The sequence below is a fragment of the Kitasatospora sp. NPDC059973 genome, assembly GCF_042737525.1.
In the GTDB taxonomy this organism is placed as follows: domain Bacteria; phylum Actinomycetota; class Actinomycetes; order Streptomycetales; family Streptomycetaceae; genus Kitasatospora.
In genome coordinates, this window is record NZ_JBHWUI010000010.1 from 1 (window position 1) to 17,082 (window position 17,082).

Annotated in this window: 13 protein-coding genes; 8 read left to right on the forward strand and 5 right to left on the reverse strand. The window is 69.8% G+C overall.

All coding sequences use genetic code 11. The features are described 5' to 3' along the window. Positions 1-591: 591 nt before the first annotated feature. The 6 genes from ACFWA9_RS04670 (at position 592) to ACFWA9_RS04695 (ending at position 10,481) form a co-directional block, all read left to right on the forward strand. On the forward strand, positions 592-3,216 hold the full coding sequence (locus tag ACFWA9_RS04670; RefSeq protein ID WP_380383087.1) for a Helicase associated domain protein: 2,625 nt from the start codon (positions 592-594) through the stop codon (positions 3,214-3,216). A 69-nt stretch (positions 3,217-3,285) separates the two neighbouring features. Beyond that, on the forward strand, positions 3,286-4,689 hold the full coding sequence (locus ACFWA9_RS04675; protein ID WP_380383089.1) for a DNA-binding protein: 1,404 nt from the start codon (positions 3,286-3,288) through the stop codon (positions 4,687-4,689). A gap of 122 nt (positions 4,690-4,811) precedes the next feature. Then, positions 4,812-5,693 (forward strand): TnsA-like heteromeric transposase endonuclease subunit, encoded by an 882-nt coding sequence (locus ACFWA9_RS04680; protein ID WP_380383091.1) that lies wholly within the window; start codon positions 4,812-4,814, stop codon positions 5,691-5,693. A gap of 23 nt (positions 5,694-5,716) precedes the next feature. Further along, on the forward strand, positions 5,717-8,017 hold the full coding sequence (locus ACFWA9_RS04685) for a Mu transposase C-terminal domain-containing protein (RefSeq protein ID WP_380383093.1): 2,301 nt from the start codon (positions 5,717-5,719) through the stop codon (positions 8,015-8,017). After that, complete coding sequence (locus ACFWA9_RS04690; RefSeq protein ID WP_380383095.1) at positions 8,014-9,330, forward strand: TniB family NTP-binding protein; 1,317 nt, start codon at positions 8,014-8,016, stop codon at positions 9,328-9,330. The genes ACFWA9_RS04685 and ACFWA9_RS04690 overlap by 4 nt, the downstream gene beginning before the upstream one ends. 188 nt (positions 9,331-9,518) lie before the next feature. Continuing rightward, positions 9,519-10,481, forward strand: a complete 963-nt coding sequence (locus tag ACFWA9_RS04695; protein WP_380383097.1) for a hypothetical protein — start codon at positions 9,519-9,521, stop codon at positions 10,479-10,481. Positions 10,482-10,517: 36 nt separating this feature from the next. Here the strand turns inward: ACFWA9_RS04695 and ACFWA9_RS04700 are convergent, their stop codons facing one another. The 3 genes from ACFWA9_RS04700 to ACFWA9_RS04710 form a co-directional block, all read right to left on the reverse strand. Beyond that, complete coding sequence (locus ACFWA9_RS04700; RefSeq protein ID WP_380383099.1) at positions 10,518-11,672, reverse strand: hypothetical protein; 1,155 nt, start codon at positions 11,670-11,672, stop codon at positions 10,518-10,520. 37 nt (positions 11,673-11,709) lie between these two features. After that, on the reverse strand, positions 11,710-11,937 hold the full coding sequence (locus tag ACFWA9_RS04705) for a hypothetical protein (protein ID WP_380383101.1): 228 nt from the start codon (positions 11,935-11,937) through the stop codon (positions 11,710-11,712). A gap of 758 nt (positions 11,938-12,695) precedes the next feature. Then, positions 12,696-12,848 carry a hypothetical protein gene (locus ACFWA9_RS04710; RefSeq protein ID WP_380383103.1) on the reverse strand — a complete coding sequence of 51 codons (153 nt, stop codon included), beginning with the start codon at positions 12,846-12,848 and terminating at the stop codon, positions 12,696-12,698. Positions 12,849-12,987: 139 nt separating this feature from the next. Here ACFWA9_RS04710 and ACFWA9_RS04715 point away from each other — a divergent pair, with 139 nt between their 5' ends. Further along, entirely contained in the window at positions 12,988-14,136 is a 1,149-nt protein-coding gene (locus ACFWA9_RS04715; protein ID WP_380383105.1) for a hypothetical protein, read from the forward strand. Between the two features lie 570 nt (positions 14,137-14,706). Here the strand turns inward: ACFWA9_RS04715 and ACFWA9_RS04720 are convergent. Both ACFWA9_RS04720 and ACFWA9_RS04725 read right to left on the reverse strand, forming a co-directional pair. Continuing rightward, positions 14,707-14,991 (reverse strand): hypothetical protein, encoded by a 285-nt coding sequence (locus tag ACFWA9_RS04720; protein ID WP_380383107.1) that lies wholly within the window; start codon positions 14,989-14,991, stop codon positions 14,707-14,709. Between the two features lie 622 nt (positions 14,992-15,613). Then, positions 15,614-15,829: a hypothetical protein gene (locus ACFWA9_RS04725; RefSeq protein WP_380383109.1), complete on the reverse strand. Its 216-nt coding sequence runs from the start codon at positions 15,827-15,829 to the stop codon at positions 15,614-15,616. A gap of 192 nt (positions 15,830-16,021) precedes the next feature. Between ACFWA9_RS04725 and ACFWA9_RS04730 the strand changes: the two genes are divergently transcribed. Continuing rightward, positions 16,022-16,936 carry a hypothetical protein gene (locus tag ACFWA9_RS04730; RefSeq protein WP_380383111.1) on the forward strand — a complete coding sequence of 305 codons (915 nt, stop codon included), beginning with the start codon at positions 16,022-16,024 and terminating at the stop codon, positions 16,934-16,936. Positions 16,937-17,082: the final 146 nt, after the last annotated feature.

Sequence of the window (17,082 nt, forward strand, 5' to 3'; positions counted from 1 at the left end):
CCCTACGGGCCTTCGGCCCTCCGTTCGCCACCGCCCTTCGGGCGGTGGACGGACCCGCTCCGCGTGTCCGTTGACCTGACCTTCGGTCAGGTCGGCCCGTGCTCCGCACGGGCCGGCACCACTCCGCTTCGCTCCATGATGCCGGTGGGCTGATGCCAGATCACACAGTTGAACTGGGTTTTTGGCTGAACTCAAGACAGGCTGACTGGGAGGGGGGGTGGCCGGCGGGGGGCGCGTGCGGGTCGGCTTCACTCCCGCCAGATTGGTCTAGACCTTGCTCCAGGCCATGGAATCGCCACCACGAAGCGCCCGGGTGCGCTACCGTGGTCTGGTGTCGCCGCGCCTGATGTATCAACTTGGATTGTCAGCGGATCCTGCCGGATCGGCCCTCCCGATCCGCCCCGAGGGGCAGTTTTCGAGAATTCGGGAACCGGCTGGTATTCGGGTTGGTATTTCGGGTGTGAGGCGAATTGGATTCACCGGCCGGTAACTCCCGGGTTTTCGGCTGCTGAATGTATCAGGGTCGCTGCGCCAGGGAATCCCGCGCGGTGCGGTGTGCGGGTTCGGAATTCGGGTGAGGGGAGAGGGTCCGTGGGTGCTGTAAAGCCGGGTCTGCTGGCGGTGGAGGCCTCGAAGGGGGTCAAGCTGCGGGGGCACCAGGAGGAGGCGGTGGCGGCGATCGTGCGGGGTCTGACGCTGCGGCCGGGGCAGGTGGCGCCGAACGGGCTGCGGGTGACGGTGCAGATGGCCACCGGCACCGGGAAGAGCTACGTGGGCGCGTTCGCAGCCCAGCGCCTGGCCCCGCAGGGCGTGGTCCTGGTGGTGGTGCCCACCCTGAACCTGCTGACCCAGATGGTCGGGTCCTGGCGGGCGGCGGGGCGCTCGGGTGAGATGCGGGCGGTGTGCTCCCTGGTTCAGGACGAGCTGCCGGTGGGGGTGCAGGCCTCAACCAACGGTCTGATGGTCGCCTCCTGGATCGCCGACGCGGTCCGGGGCCGGCGGCCGTTGACCCTGTTCGCCACCTACGCCTCGGTGGGCGCGGTGGCCGACGCCTACCAGTTCTGGGCCCGGGCCAAGGGGGAGCTGCTGGCGCCGCTGGACCTGATGGTCTGCGACGAGGCGCACCGCTCCTCCGGGCACGTCGAAAAGAGCTGGACGCTGGTGCACGACCAGGCGCTGATCCCGGCGGCCAGGCGCGCGTACTGCACGGCTACGCCGCGGATCTGGGCACCGCCCAAGAAGGCGCTCAAGGCCTCCACCGGCCGCAAGGGAGCGCACCAGCCGCTGCCGGAGGAGCTGGCGGTGTCGATGGATGACGTGCGGATCTACGGCCCGATGGTGTTCTCCATGGGCTTGGCCGAGGCAGTCGAAAAATCGCTGCTCGCCCCGTTCGAGGTGGTGGTGATCGAGCTGCGGGACCCGCGCTCGGACCGGGATGCCGCAAAGGCGCAGCCGGTCCCTTGGGGCGCCGGGGTCGGTGAGGCGGTGGACGGCAGTGAGGACGAGGTGCCGGCCGAGCAGCTCGCGGCGATGCAGGCCGGGCTGCTCAAGATCGCTGCCGAGCGGAACCTGAAGCGCACCATCACTTTCCACAACCGCACCTTGGAGGCCCGGTATTTCTCCGAGACGTTGAACCAGACGGTGGAGCGGCTTCACGAGCAGGATCCGGATAAATACCCGGCTGAGGTCTGGTCGCAGTGGCTCTCCGGGGAGCACTCGGTGGGTTTCCGGGAGGAGGTCATCGGGGAGTTCGGATTGACCGAGGAGGATGACGGTCTGGGGTACCGGGTGATCGCCCAGTGCAAGATCCTCGGCGAGGGAGTCGATATCCCGAATGCGGATTCGGTTCTGATTTCCGGCAGGGGCAGCATGGTCGATATCGTCCAGGCCGTCGGCCGGGCTCTTCGGATCAGGCCCGGGGAGAAGAAGACGGCGAGCCTTATCGTGCCCGTCTTCCTGAAGCCCGGGGAGAAGCCAGGGGATATTCTGGAGTCTGACAGCTATAACGGGCTCGTCAAAATTCTGGCCGCTTTGAGGTCACATGACGAACGCATGGTGGAGGCTCTCGCGGTGCCGCAGCGCAGCGGCCGCCGCACCACCGGGCGCAGCGCCGAGGCCGCTTATGCCCCTGGTGAGGGGCATGGTGGAGGCGATGGCGGTGTGGGTGGTGCGGGGGCGTTCACGCTGCCGGTCCGCTTCGAGTCCGCCCCCGAGGACGACGTCCTGGCTCTGTTCATCGCATCCCGTGTGTTGACCGGTGAAACGCAGTTGTGGCGTGAGGCGATCGGTCACGTGCGCAATTGGTACAAGGAGCACGGGCACCTGAACGTGCCCTATGCGGCCCTGGTCGGGGAGAACGGAAACTATCCGCTGGGGCGGTGGCTTTCGGACCGCCGGGTGGAGAATGCGGCCGGTGAACTGGCGCCATGGCGGGTGGACCAGCTCAACGGGTTCGGCATGATCTGGTCCGTGTCGGACGCCCGCTTCGAGGCCGGCCTCTCCTGGGCGAAGGTCTGGGCGAAGGACCACGGCGGGAGCTTGGCGGCCCCGGCCCGGGCCTCCATCGGCGGGTACGCCATCGGCACCTGGCTCGCTGAGCTGCGCTCCGCCGCGCAGGTCCCGGACGGGCAGCCGGGGTCGCTGGCGCCGGAGCGCAGGCGGGCGTTGGAGGAGATCGACCCGTGGTGGTGCCCGGCCTGGCCGATCGCCTGGCAGCGCGCCTACGCCGCGGCCAGGTCGTGGTGGCTGGAGTCCGACGGGAAGGTCGACTGGGCCGCGCTGCCCGAGGAGACCCTCTTCGAGGGTGAGCAGCTCGGCCGGTGGGTGCTCGCCCAGCGGGCCGGCCACCCCGGGCTGGAGGCGGAGCAGCGGGAGCTGCTGGCCGCGATCGGCATCGAAGCCGACCCCGAACTGGTCGCCGCGAAAGCCGCGGCCGACGCCCGGCCGCGCGTCTCCCGCACCGACCGGTTCGCGCTCGGCGTCGCGGCCTTGGCCGCGTTCGTCGCCGAGCACCGGCATCCGCGGGTTCCGCGCCCGCACCGCCAGGTGGTGGAGGTGGTGGAGGCCGGCCCCGACGGCGAGGAGAACGTGCTGGTCCAGGAGGTCGCCTTGGGCGCGTTCCTGAACAACGCCAAGGCCAGGCGGGGCAAGTTGACCCCGGATCAGCTCGCGCAGCTCGCCGCGCACGGCGTCGAATGGGCGGTGGCTGGGGCGTAGGACGACACGGATGGGCGGTGGCCGGCTGCTTCTGTCTTGGCGTCAGCTGTTGTTCGGAAGGCTGGGGTTGTGGGTTCTGGGATCTTCTGTGTGGCTCCGCTGGCTGGGGAGACGGTCTGGTCGCTGATGGGACGGGTCGCGGATCGGTACGGCGTGCCGGTGGCTGAGCTGCGGGCGTTGTGGGAGTGGAAGAACCAGCCGCCGCGCTCCCCCGGCGTCGGTGGGATCCGCCCTGACGCCGAGGTTCTCCTGTCCCCCGCCGGCCAGGACCTGCTGGCCGCGGTGTGCCGCGCTGAGCGGCGCAGTCTGGAGAGGGCGCTGCCCGCCTGGTCGGCCGGGCCAGAGGTTTTCGCTGGAGTGTCGTCGGGCGGGCAGCCTGAGGCTCGGTGGCAGTTGGGTGGGGCGGTGCATGGTCTGGTCGTGCACGCGTGCCGGTTGTGCACGGCTTGGCGCAGTGGTCGGGATGTGGCCGCCGCGCGGTACCGGGAGAGGTGGCAACGGGTCTGCTCGCGGCACGGGCGGTGGCTGTTGGGCGCGGGAGACGGTCACCGCCTGGAGCACCTCGGCATCGTCGGCTGCCCGGAGATCGCACTGGCGCAGCGGCGGTGGCCGGGGGTGGCTGCGCGGGCGGTGGCGGTGGGGGTGGAGCCGGCGGCGGTGTTCTCGGTGGCGTGGGCGGTGGTGTGCCAGTGGTGGGAGCTGGCGCTGGGGTGGGAGCGGGAGCGGGTGTGGCCGGGGCGTCTGCACGCGCTGGCCGGTGGGGATGCGGGGGCGGGCGAGGGGTTTTGGTGGTGGCGGGTGGTGGCGCGTGAGGCGGCTGTCTTTCCTGAGGTCGTCGCTGTGGCCGGGGCCTTGGTCGATCCTGGGGTCGCGGAGATGGTGTGGCGGGACAGCGGGGGTGAGCGCGTGCGTGCCTTCCCGGCTGACGGTGAGTTCGCCCAGGAGCTGGGGCGCAGGGTCGGGCGGCCGTGGCTGGGTGAGGTGGACGCGGTTGCCGGCAGTGGTGCTCTGGTGCGGTGGCGGGGTGCGGTGGTGCGTCGGCGCCGCGGCGGCGGGCAGGTCGGCGAGCGGGGGATGGATCCGTGGTGGCTTCCGCGCGAGGAGCAGCCGGTCTCCGTGGCCGCGCAGTTGAGGACGTTGGCGCAGCGCGCGGACGGCAGCATCAGCTGGCGGGCGAGCGTGCCCAGGGAGGAGCGCGGGTGGATTGGCGAGAAGGTCCGTGAGGCCGCCGATGTGTTGAGCTGGCTGGACGTGCACGGCACTGCGGCTGTGGCCGCCGGCGCGCGGGAGTTGATCGTCGGGCTGCTGCAGAGCGTTGCGGTGCTCGATGAGGCGGTCGTGGCGGTCGCGAGCGCGGCGCACCAGGCGGGTGTTCCGCTGGACAGCTTGAGTGGGTGGGCGGGTGTTCCTGTGGAGGAGCTCTCGCGGGATGTCGTGCGGCACCGGGCGGACTTGGAGCAGCGGTATGGCTGAGGGGTGGTGGTAGCACGGTGGTGGGGCTTGGTGGGGTGGTTTCGGCGGGTCGTCGCCCGTGCGGGTGGGGTGGTGGCTGTCTCGCTCTATGTGTGGTGTTCTCACGTACTTGACTGGCCGTCATGGCGGACATGAGCGTGCCGGGACTGGCTGTCGGGGCGGAGGGCTTCGAGGCGGTCTTCGCCGTTGACGGCAGCCTTGAGCAGGAGCGGTGGGAGCGGGCGGCGTCGCGGGTGCGGTTCGAGGAGCTGCGGCCGGTGTCGGCGTTCCCGGTCATTCCTGGCAAGCGGTGGGGGCCGGGCTGGTGGTGGTCGGCCACGGCGGGTGGTCATGTGGCACACGGGTCGGCGGCCATGGTCGTGCAGTTGATGCTGCTTGACCGCGACCCCCAAGTGGTGGGGATCTCCGGGCGTCCGCTGCGGGTGCTGTGGCGCGAGCGGGACGGCCGGGTGCGCTCCTGGGTGCCGCAGGTGTTCGCCCGGTACGCGGACGGGACGGCGATGCTGGCCGACTGCCCAGGTGTTCCTGGGGCCGGCGGGGTGGCGGCGCAGCGGGCGGGCGCGGCAGTGGGGCTGGCGTGTGCGCGGGTGGGGTGGGTGTACCGGCGGCTGCGGGCACCGGATCCGGTGGTGGTGGGCAATGTGCGGTGGCTGGCCGGGTACCGGCAGCCGCGCTTTCGTGGCGCGGCCGAGGTGGAGGAGGCGGTGTTGGAGGCGTTTGCGTGTCCGCGGCCGCTGGTGGAGGGGGTGCGGGCGGTGGGCAATCCACTGGTGGTGCTGCCGGTGGTCTATCACGCGTTGTGGGCTCACCGGCTGCGGGCGCCGTTGGACCGCCCTCTGCACGGCGGGACGGTCCTTCGCCCGGGGCCGGCTTGGGCCGTTCGTGGGCCGGGGCCGGCTGCTGCTGCCGGTTCTGAGGCTGGGGGTGTGGGCGGCAGCCGGGCCGCTGGGGGTCGGGCAGGCGGCTTTGGTGGTCTGGGCGCGGGTGCGGGGGTGGGGTGGTGAGCCGGGCTGCGGGGAGTCGGCCGGTGCTGGCGGTGGGCGCGCACGTGGTCTTCGAGGGCCGGAGCTGGCAGGTCGTCGGCGTGCTGGGGCAGCAGGTGCGGCTGGTCGACGGACAGGGAGGCGCGGTGACGCTGCTGGCGAACTACCTGTTCGCCGACGACGACTTCGCCCTGGTCGGCGAGACGCTGGCGGCGGTGCCGCAGTGGGGGCTGTTCGCGACGGTGCCGCTGCGCGAGCAGGAGCGGGCCCTGGCCTGGCAGCGCCACATCCGGGAAGTGGAGACCGGACAGCTCGAGGTGGCGGGCGAGCTCAGGCGGGAGCCGCGGCCGGAGTACGACCCGGTCACCCGCACCCTGGCCCAGCGTGAGCTGGCCAAGGCGCAGGAGCTGACCGCGGTCGGGTTCGGGAGGATCACGCGCACCAAGGTGCAGCGCATGCGCCTGGAATACCGCAAGAAGGGTCTGTGGGGGTTGGTGGACCATCGCTCCACCCGCACGCACAGTCCGACGGGGCGCGCGGACGACCAGGTCGTGGCGGCGGTCCTGGAGGCGATGCGGCGCCAGCGCGGCCGCTCCAAGGGAACGGTCAAGGGACTGCGGCAGCTGACCGCGCAGGTGTTGGAGGAACGGCACGGGTCCGGCGGTGTGCGTGTGCCGCCGATGGCGACGTTCTACCGGCTGGTGAACGCGCTGGCCGATCCGGGCGAGCGCCCGGGTAGCCCAGCGCGCACCGCCCGCGGGCCCGCACGCCCCTTCCATCCGACTCAGGTCCTGCGCCCCGGCGAACAGGTCATGCTCGACACCACCCGCCTGGACGTCTTCGCGGTCTTCGACAACGGCAGCGTCGGCCGGCCCGAACTCACGATCGCTTTGGATGTCGCGTCCCGTTCGATCCTGGCCGCCGTCCTGCGCCCGCACAGCACCAAGGGCGTGGACGCCGCGCTGCTGCTGGCCGAGATGGCCACCCCGCACCCCGCCCGCCCCACCTGGCCGCGGGCGCTGGAGATGTCGCGGGCACCGGTGCCCTACGACCTCATGGTCGACGCCGACGACCGGCTGCGGGACGTGGCGGCACGGCCGGTGGCGGTGCCCGAGACGGTGGTCATCGACCGCGGCCGGGTGTTCGTCTCCGAGGCGTTCTTGGCCGCCGCCCAGACGCTGGGCATCAGCGTGCAGCCCGCTCCCCCGCGCCAGCCTGCCGCCAAGGGCCCCGTCGAGCGCACCTTCGGCTCGGTGAACACCCTGTTCTGCCAGCACGTCGCCGGCCACACCGGCGCCAGCCCGGCTCGGCGCGGAGCCAACGCCGAGAGCGAGGCAAGGTGGAGCGTGGCGCAGCTGCAGGACCTGCTGGACGAGTGGATCGCCGTCGAGTGGCAGAACCGGCCGCACGAGGGGCTGCGGCATCCGTCGATGCCGGCCGTCGCACTGTCCCCGAACGAGATGTGGGGCGCGCTGCTGGCCGCCTGTGGCCACGTCCCGGTGCCGCTGGGCAAGGCCGACTACGTGGAGCTGCTGCCGGTGGTGTGGAAGCCGATCACCGAGCGCGGGATCCGAATCGACCACCGCACCTACGACGACCACTGGCTGAACCCGTTGCGGGGCGAGTCCTCCGGTGTGAGTGCGCAGCGGGGGCGGTGGGAGGTCCATCACAATCCGCACGATCTGCGGCAGGTGTGGGTGCGCCGTCCCGATGGGCGGTTCGAGGCGGTGCCGTGGATCCACGGTGAGTACGTCCACCGCCCACTCGGCGATGACCTGTGGCAGCACCTGAAGGAGACGGTTCAGCGCCGCGGCAGCAGGGAGCAGCACGAGGCCGACCTGGCGCAGGCCCTTGCCGATCTGCTGCTCAGGGTCCGCACCGGTGAAGCCACCGCCCGTGAGCAGCAGCTGGCCTCCCGGCAGGCGCCCCTGGCGATCCCCCATGACCTTGGTACGGGCACCGCAGCCGAGGTGCCGGCTGCGCGCCGGGGCGTGGAGGCCCGGGCGGGTGCGGAGGGAGCCCGCGGCGGCCGAGGGCGGCCCCGCCGGAGCGAACAGGACCCCGCCGCTGGTGAGTCTGGTGTGGGCGGTGAGGACTGGCGGGTAGCGGTGGTGCTTGCCGGCGGGCGGCCCGGGTCTGCGGGACCGCGGACCGTGTCGTTGCCAGGCGCGCCCGACGCTGGCGGCAGCGCTGGCTCGGCGTTGGCCGACTGGCCGGGTGAGGAGAGCTTGGAGGACCTCGGCGAGGACGAGGACGGGGAGGCTCTGGGCGACGCCGCGTGGCCGGATGAGGAGGAGGGCGGGTTCGCCCTGTACGACGCCCGTAAGGAGGCCGAGCTGTGGTGAACGACAACCCCGCCGAGCGGGCTGGGCAGGACCGGGATGCTTCCCCGACGACGTGGGAGTCGTTTCGCCGCTTCGCCGACGAGCCGCCCTTGGTGCCGCCCGCGCCCGGTGATCCGCCGCGCAGCGTGGAGGAGCGGCTGGCCTACCACTCCCGGTTCGTGACGGTGCGCACCCCCGCCGTCGTCAAGACGCTGGTGGAGGTGCGGACCCTGATGGCGCTGGGGCGCTACCAGCAGGCGACCGCGAGGCCCTCGCTGATCGTCACCGGGCCGCCGACCACGGGCAAGACCACCACGCTGCTGGAGGTCGGGCGCACCTGGCACCTCGCCGAGCAGGCGCAGGCCAGCCGTGGCGCGAGCCAGGTGCCCGTCGCCTACCTGCTGGTGCCGCCCGGCGCCAGCGCCAAAGCCCTCGCGCTGGAGTTCGCCCGCTACCTCGGCATCCCCGTCTCCTCCCGCATGACCCAGGCCCAGATCGCCGCGTCGGTGTGCCACACGTACAACACCGCGGGAGTGCGGCTGGTGATGATCGACGAGATCCACCGGCTCAACCCGCGCACCAGCACGGGGGCGGAGGCGGCCGACTTCCTCAAGGACCTCACGGAGCGGATCTCGGCGACGTTCGTGTACGCGGGTATCGATGTGACCGCCACCGCGCTGTTCAGCGGTACCGCGGGTGCCCAGCTCGCCGGGCGGGCGGAGTTGATCGACTGCGACCCCCTGCCGGTGGCGGCCCGCACCAGCATGGCCAGGGCCGGCGGCATGGGGCCCGGTGCGACAGGACGGGGCCGGCGCGGCGGCGACCGCAGCCGACCTGGTGACGGCCGGGGAAGGTCGGGTGACGATGGCGACGGCCGAGAAGCCGAGGGTGGTTCGGCCGGCAGCGGGCAGGGGACAGGCGCAAGAAGCTCGGGAGGCACCGTCGGCAGGAACAGTGCCGGAGGCGGCGGAAGGAGCGGAAGCAGTGCCGGCGCGAGCGGGGGCGCGGGGAAGGCAGGCGGCACGGTGCTGATCCGGCCCTTCCGTGAGACGGTCGCCGCGATGGAGATGGCCCTGGACCTGCAGCAGCACCGCCCCGGCACCCTCGTTCGGCTGGCTCCCTACCTGCACGAGCGCACCGCGGGGCGTATCGGCAGCCTCTCCCGCCTGCTTCGGCGGGCCGCGATCACCGCCATCCTCGACGGGCGCGAGAAGATCACCCGCGCCGGCCTGGACGCCATCGCCCTGGACCACCTCGCCGAAGAGCACTACCGGCCCCGCCACCCCGCCCGCCGAAGCCCCCGCGCCAACACGTCCGCGCGGCATACCCAGTGACGCCCCGTCGGATGAGACGCCCGGTCAGGCCGCACGACGGGCCCGGCGTCCTGGTCCTGGAAGCTCTCGCAGCGGCCGAGGCACGCTCACCCGGCACCGCCACCACCCCTCCCCCGGCGGCCCGGGAACAGCCCCGCACACCGCGGCCGCTCAGCCCTACCAACCCGCCGACGGCCGGAGCCCTGCGGGTGCGGCCGATCCCCCACGAGAGCACCGCTTCCTACCTGGAGCGCCTCGCCGGCGCCTACCGCACCACCACCGCCCACCTCCTCGACAGTCTCGGCATCGCCCTCACCCACCCCCGCAACAGCCGCGGCGGCTCCGCAGGCTCCGAGCTCCGCCTCGACCCTGCGGCCCAGCACCGGCTGGCAGTCTTCGCCCGCACCCCGCTCGAGGACCTCAGGCGAGCCCTGCCCCGCCTGACCGCCAACCCCACCCACCACCACTCCCCCGACGCCCGCGCCAATAGCGGCGCTCACCACACAACAGCCGCCGGCGAACCGCGGCCGCCCACCGCCACGTGGCAACGGTGCGAGCCCGACGAACACCCCGTCCTGGCCTGCCCCGCCTGCACCCTGCGCCACACCCGAGGAGCCACCAGCCGCGCCCACGTCCACCCACCCGCCCACCAGAGGCTGTGCCCGCTGCACCGGCACTGGAGCCTGGATCCGGACCACCACCTCACCACCGTGGCCCTGCCCGAACTCCACCGGGCCCACCGCGAGCACCAGTACCTGCTGCGCCACCCGCAGGCCGGCGACGCCACCACCTGGGCCAGGGCGATCACCACCCGCTGGTACGACCAGCAGAGCATCCTCGCCACCCGCTGGCAGCACCGCCTCAAGCGCCTGGCCGGCTCCAACCCCCACGCCGCACCGGCCGGAAAGTCCTGGGCCCTGCACGCACGCGCCCTGATCACCTACCCGGAGACGATCGTCCTCGCCCGGACCCTGGCCACCACCAACTTGCCCCAGCAATCACGGCAAGGCACCGACCCCGGCCCGCACCCCGCGATCACCGCTCTCTGCCGCACCACCGCTCACCGTCTGGGCATCGCCCGCCTCACACCCCCGCCCGGCGACCTGTGGTGGACCTGGATCCACCACACCACCACCCCCGCCACCAAACACCGATCCCGAACCACCTGGTAAACCCGGCCACCAGCCCACACGGGCGATGGCCCACGCTCATGGGCCATCCACTTCCCGCCGCACACCGCTACGGTGCTCCACCACCTCATGGCGCAGCGGAACCGTGAGCTGCGTCTTCTGGGCCCACGACCGGGCGTAGACGAGGGTGTGGAAGCCGCCGGCGTGGTACCCGCCGCTGGAGATCACCACCTCGGCATCGGTGACCGCCACGGTTAGCGTGCGCCGTGCTCCCCACTCGCCCACCAGGTAGTCGCTGCCCGCGGCCCGCACGTACCCGGCGGAATCCGGCCGCACCCGGAGGCTGCGGCTCCCCGGAGGCGGCCGGAGCAGCGGATGGGTATCCGAAGGGCCCGTCTGCGGGGCGGCCTCGTCGGCTGAAGGGCTCCTGAGCAGGGCAGCGCGCTCGGCGGCCCAGCGTGCTGCCCTGCCGGGAGCCCACGCGGTGTGGAAGTTCTCCATCCACGTCTGCAAGGCGGCGGCAAGGTCGTCCGGTGAGGTGAAGGGACGACCTGGCGGGCAGGCTGCCGCCAGGTGCTCGCGCACGACCGTCAGCAGAGCCGGCTCAGTGAGACCCTCGCGGAAGAACTCGACCGTGGTGCTGCCCAACTCGGCCTGCGCCTGGTAGGCGGACCAGCCAACACCCTCCTCCCAGCTCCATGACGGCGCATCGATGCCCTCAAGGTCCCATCGCACCGTATGCGGCACACCGTCCCACTCCTGGAAGAGGCGGTACTGAGCGGCCCACACATCCGACAGGCTCGAGGTGACTGCCACCCGAGCTGCCAGCCGCCCGGAATGGCCGGCAACCATCAGCACGACCGGGCAGCGGCGCTGCTGCCCTGCCCCCACCTCGACCGGAGCCTCGGGCAGCCACAGACCGCACTCCACCCAGCCAGGTGCTAGCTCTGGCAGAAGTCGTGGCTGCGCCGCAGGTGCCGGCACCTGGGGGCGAAGGCGTGCAACCTCGGCCCGTAGCAGGCTCGCCGAGCCCGGCCATCTGATTCTGCGGCCGATATCCGCAGCGGACCGGTAGGGCCGCTCCTGCAGCGCACTCAGAATCCTGGCTTCGAACCGGGCCGCGAGCGACGGGCGCGGCCGGCGCTGGTAGCGGGGGGCCTCCTCCGCCTTGAGAAGGCGGCGCACCGTGTTCGGCGCCATCCTCTCACTGCGGGCGATCTGCTTGATCGGCATGCCGCCCTCATGCAGACCGCGCACCCGGGCCCAGGTCTCAGGGGAGAACACGGCGCTCGCCCTCCTCGCCCTGATCCTCCGTTTCGATGACACGGCGCCCCGGCTCCCGCCAGGCCCGGCGCACCTCACTCCACGCGACGATGACAGGAACCACCGCCAGCAGCAGGGCCTCCAACCCCCTCAGCACCCGACGGCTCAGGTAGTACAAGGCCGCGAGAACGCCCCCGACAGCCGTCACTATCCCGGCAACCTCGCTCAGGGTCATGCGGCACCGCCACAGCGGCAAGTTACGACTGCAACCAGACGACCGGTAGATGCGGGTCCCACTGCGCACTCCTTCATGCAGCATCCACGCGGGCCCCACGTCAAAGGCCCGCCCTGCCAGCGCACATGGATCTCCATTAGCGCGAGCAGGACGGGCCATCACGTCCAACAACTACTCTCCCCAGCCGGTGTGACAAACCCCCGCACAACCGCCAACCGAAAACTGAACCCCTCTCCCACCGACAAGCCGACCAACACACCTTCCTCGGGCATGGATCAGGCCACAGGCGCCAAGCCCTCAAGTCCGACGGTGCGGTCCCGGATGGCCTCCTGCGGGGCTACCAGTGAACCCGTGAAAGGTCCCATCGGATCTCTACCAACCCGCGATTCCCAGTGCACCGGCCATATCCGCAGTTCAGAAGGCGGTCTCCTGGTTGTCCCCGACCAAGACGATCAAGCTTCCGGCACCCGACCTCACCTCACCAGGGCCATCACGTTCCCACACCACCCACAACACCCCACCCCCGCAACGAACCCGGACAACTAAAAAGACGAGCCGTCACAACAACAACAAGCCGCCAACAGCCCTGACGACCTCTCACTTAACCCGCAAAACACACCCAAAAACAAGATCAAAAATCAGAACCAGCGGGACCTCATAATGGCCGATCTGAAACGCGATCTCCGAAATCTGGTAGCACCTAGCAAATGGGCCCTAACCGCCGAGCATCAGGGCCCATTTGCTCGACCCGATAACTCCTACATGAACTGCCGTACTGCCTCCATCATAACTTCCCCAATCGGCTTAGCAACCCCCGAGATCAAAGCCGGGATGACATATTTAAGGACCAATTCCTGCACCTTTCTGGCGTAGGCATCTTTCGCTGGAACATAAGGCTTCTTCTTCGGCATGCCTCTACCGTGTCATCCAGGAACGGAAGCAGCCGTAAAGTACTCACTTCCAGCCGAACTCTGGCGGTATCTGACAAGCCCTTGCATCGCCTGTCTGGCATCTTTACGATTCCCGACAGTTGCTTACAGGGAGGGAACAGTGAGCGGTACCGCACTCAGCCTGCTGCAGGAGCGTCTGCGACGTGCACACTTGGAGGCAGGGGAGATCAGCACCCGAGAGATAGCTAAGCGGTCACATGGTGCGGTCAGCCACACCACGGCCAGCCAGGTACTGCGCGGTGGAGGCATGGCGCCCTCATGGCGGTCCCTGGGAGCAGTGGTGGCAGCCCTCGGGGCAGACCTCAGCGAGTTCAAATCTTTGTGGATGCGGGCGCGAAACGAAATCAGCGACACGAGTAAGGGCCCTGAGGAAGCTTCGATCAGGCACCATGAAGCTCTTCCGCCAAGTATCGCCGGCGCAATCAACCTGGCTGGGTATTACCGAATCAGAAGGGAAGTACAGAAAAGCTTTGACGTGCTTACTGCATCCATCAAAAACAACCCCTATGGCAAGATCGAGCTGGTCATAGAACTCCGCAGGCGCCACTATGACAAGTGGGAAGAAGCTAGTTCTCACTATGGCGAAGTTATAGATTTCTTTCTTGAGCGCGGGGATCTAACGGATATTTACCGCTCCAGCACGGCTGGCGACTTTGCCGAACGTTGTCTCCACAGGGGGGCGCCTTATAGGGCACTGCAATTCATCCACAAAGCTCTCAGCCTAAGCCCTCTCGACGCCCTACTCATGGAGACGCACGGGGACATTCTGCTGGCCCTAGGAAAGTATGAGGAAGCAGAAGAGGTACTCCTAAGGTCCCACGCCCTGCGTCCGGGTCTCTATATTTGTCGATACTCCCCCTTGGGAGCCGCGCTGAAAATCGGCGGAAAGTTCGAGAAACTAGAGAGTATCGTCTTTTCTGCCCTCGCGCAGGAAACTGACGAGCAGGACAGGTTCGCCCGCCTCGCGGACTACGTACACGTGCTCGTGCTGCGGGGAAAGCTCGCAGAAGCCGAGAAATTCCAGCGCGAATTGCTACAACTATCCGATGCCGGCGAGGAAGACTTCATCCAACTGGTCGAAATCTTGTCTTCCCAAGGCCGGCGAAGTGAGGCCATTGAAGAGCTGAAGAAACACGCGATATACGAGACTAGCCAAGCGCTTCAAACGGCTTATGCGAATCTGCTGCTCCATAATAACGAGACCCATGAGGCTGGCATCCGTATGCTGGCCGCCCAGATCCCGTGGTAGATGCGGCGCCGGCGTGGTTCGGTCCACTCCATTCCAGGTGGGCGATGGTGCCGCGCGCGTGGAGGTTAGGCGCTGGTGGCCGTGGTCGAGAAGGCACGGTAGTCGTCGCCGGGGGTTGCAGGCCGCGTCCAGGATGGGGAGCGGGGTCTAGGCAGGTCCGGGGGCCCGGTGGCCGGGCCGTCCACGGCAGCTGTTGCCGGGTCCGATGGCGCGGGCGGGGCATCCGCCAATCTGGGCACCCCCGGAGAGCCGATCGACACCACACCGCGTGCCTCACCCGCAGCCGGACCCGCCTTGCGCGGGCTGGTGAACCGTGGCGGTGCTGATAGATCGGCATCTCCATGGCCGCATGCTGCCCCCGCTGGCGGGCCGCTGTTCCGCCCGTTCTGGCGCGGCCTGGAGTGTCTAGAACGGCGGCGCCCCATTGCCGTCGATGCGCACCTGAGTACGGTCCCGGCCTCGGAACAGCACCTGTCCGACCTGTCCGTCGACGACGAGTTCCCTGTCGCTGGCGAACTCGAAGGCTTCAGCGTCGGTCTCGTCGGGGCTGACCCTGGGCCCTGCCCAGAGTCAGCCCCGAGTGTCGGCGAAGGTGATGGCGAAGGCGTCGGGGTCGTCGTCCTCGTCGAGGTGGTAGGTGGCGCTGGCGTAGGCGTCGGCGAGGCGGATGCGGCGGGCCTTGGGGTCGGCGGGGTCACCGGCGATCAGGATGACGTCCTGGTGGGTGCTGGTGGTGTCGCCGTCCTTCAGCGGTACGGGGTGGAAGTGATGCGGGGGCTGGGAGCCGGAGAGGAGCCACCGATCTCGTGGGTGTACGAGCGGCGCCAGGTGTCGGAGCTGCCTTCTGCGTGGCATTCGAGGGTGAACCGGACCGACGACGTGCGCCGCCTCGTGGGCCCGACCTTGACGATCACCTCGACCGTGCCTCCCTTGCTGACCGGGCCGACCTCCGTACCGGGCTGTAGCGAGAACCGCCCCTCGGCGTCAAGTGTCCGCCGGTCGTACACACCGCGGACCTCGTCGCCGGCTGCGCTGATGCGGATCGTCTGGAGTGCCGGACCGGATTCCTGGGTGAAGACGAAGTGCACCCTGCGCTCATCCCGGCCCAGGGCCAGCCGCCACCGATGGCTGAACTCGGGGCCGCGGGCCTCGTGGCGCTCGGTGTCCTCGGCGTCGAGCTGGCGGCGCAGGAGTACGACCTGGTCGTCGGCGGCGTCGGCCTGGCGGCGGGCTAGGTCCGCGGTGTGCTGGGCGATGGCGGCCTGGCGGCGGGCGATCAGGGCCTGCCAGACGGCGATGCCCGCCGCTCCTGCGCCGAGGATGCCCGTGGCGAGCGCGATCGTCTCCCCGATGTCCACCCTTGTTCTCCCCTCCGGTCCGCGGCGGTCGCGGACGCGCGGTGAGCCTAGCGGCAGGGAAGGGAAGGGAGGGTAGCCGTCATTATCCTTCCCTTTCCCCGGGGCCTCCTCTCGTCAGGTCAGCTGATCAGCTTGTGCAGCCCCATCACACTCGCGCCGAACGCCGCCAGGCCAGCCGCCGCCGCAGCGGCGCCGTGACCGGCGTCGAGGAAGATCAGCCCGGCGACGACCAGGCCAATGACGGCCGCGGCCAGGAGGATGAGGAGGGTGCGCGCCGGCAGGAAAGGCCTGGGCTCCGGCGCCGGGTTCTGGGCGGACGGATCGAACAAGGTCATGGTCTCCTCCATCAGGTGTGGGACGGGGGTGGGCTCGCCGGTTCGGCAGGCACCGGCTGACAGGAGGAGCATGCGGTTGTCCTGCGCAGTCCCAAAGCGACAGAGGCATTACTGCAGGTAAGGTCTGAACAACCAAGAGTTGTCCTGGGGGGTTCCAGGACAACAAGCCGTGCGCAAGACGGGGTGTGGGGGATGTTGAAGCGAAGCAAGGGCGGCAGGCCGTGGGGGGAAGTTCGGGCGGAGACGCCCGAGGGCAAGGCCTTGGTGGTCTTCCTTCGCGGGCTGGTCGATGCCAGCCCACTGACTGTGAGTCAAGTCGCCGAGGGAGTGGGCTACTCCTCCTCCCGGACCAGCGCGCTTCTGTCCGGCAATCCGCTGCCCATGTCCAGCTTCGTGACTGCCGTGGTGCGGGTGACGGTGCCCGAACCCCGGGCACGTGCCGCGCGCCAAACCGAAGCCGCACAGCTGCTTGAGAGGGCGAACAATCCCTCCTCGGTCCGCACCGTCGGCGTGCGGCCCCATGATGACGCCGCACTTCAGGTCGCACTCATCACGGCGGAGGCCGAGAAGCAGGCCACCATTCTCAGAGCTGAGGGCGAGGCCCAGGCGGCCGTGATTCGGGCGGACGGCGAGGCCTCTGCCCGGCGCACTCTGTGGGAGGCCGAGCAGGCTCTCCAGCCTCCTATGGCGTCCCAGCCATGGGCTGTTCCTCCCGAGGACCAGCCCGATTGGACCGAGTACGCCGACGAGGTCGCAAAGGACTCCCGTGCTCCCACCACCCAGGACAGGGAGGACCCGACAACGTTGGCCACTGCCGTTGTCCGGGCTGCCTACGAGGCGTACACGGCGTGGGTGGAACTCGACGATCACGATGCCGACTTTGCCGTCGACCCGTTTGCGCCGGCCGAGGAAGTCGAATTCGAAGCAATTTGCGACCCCGAGCTCGGACGTCGGCGGGTCTACCGGTACACCCTTCTTGAGCTTCAGCTCACGCTCAAGGCGCTTGCCCCCTACCAGCTGATCTTCATGAGCCGCTACCCGACACAGGAAGAACTGGCCTCGGTGACGGAGAAGGCCCAGCAGTTCCGCAGCCAGTGCAGCGACTAGACAGAGGCAGGTCGACAAGGGTCGGCTGATCCACGCTCATACCCGCCGACCCTAAGCGTTTCGTTGCACCGCCCCCGAAACCGGGCCTCTCTCGCCGGGACCATCGGGACCCGGCCGCCGGGCCGTGCAACACGGGGGCGGGTTTC

Bases quoted from the DNA above. Each gene is read 5' to 3' on its own strand.
- ACFWA9_RS04680 (WP_380383091.1), top strand. From the start codon at position 4,812: ATGGCGGACATGAGCGTGCCGGGACTGGCTGTCGGGGCGGAGGGCTTC.
- ACFWA9_RS04700 (WP_380383099.1), bottom strand. From the start codon at position 11,672: ATGCCGATCAAGCAGATCGCCCGCAGTGAGAGGATGGCGCCGAACACG.
- ACFWA9_RS04705 (WP_380383101.1), bottom strand. From the start codon at position 11,937: ATGACCCTGAGCGAGGTTGCCGGGATAGTGACGGCTGTCGGGGGCGTT.
- ACFWA9_RS04710 (WP_380383103.1), bottom strand. From the start codon at position 12,848: ATGCCGAAGAAGAAGCCTTATGTTCCAGCGAAAGATGCCTACGCCAGA.
- ACFWA9_RS04720 (WP_380383107.1), bottom strand. From the start codon at position 14,991: ATGCCACGCAGAAGGCAGCTCCGACACCTGGCGCCGCTCGTACACCCA.
- ACFWA9_RS04725 (WP_380383109.1), bottom strand. From the start codon at position 15,829: ATGACCTTGTTCGATCCGTCCGCCCAGAACCCGGCGCCGGAGCCCAGG.
- ACFWA9_RS04730 (WP_380383111.1), top strand. From the start codon at position 16,022: ATGTTGAAGCGAAGCAAGGGCGGCAGGCCGTGGGGGGAAGTTCGGGCG.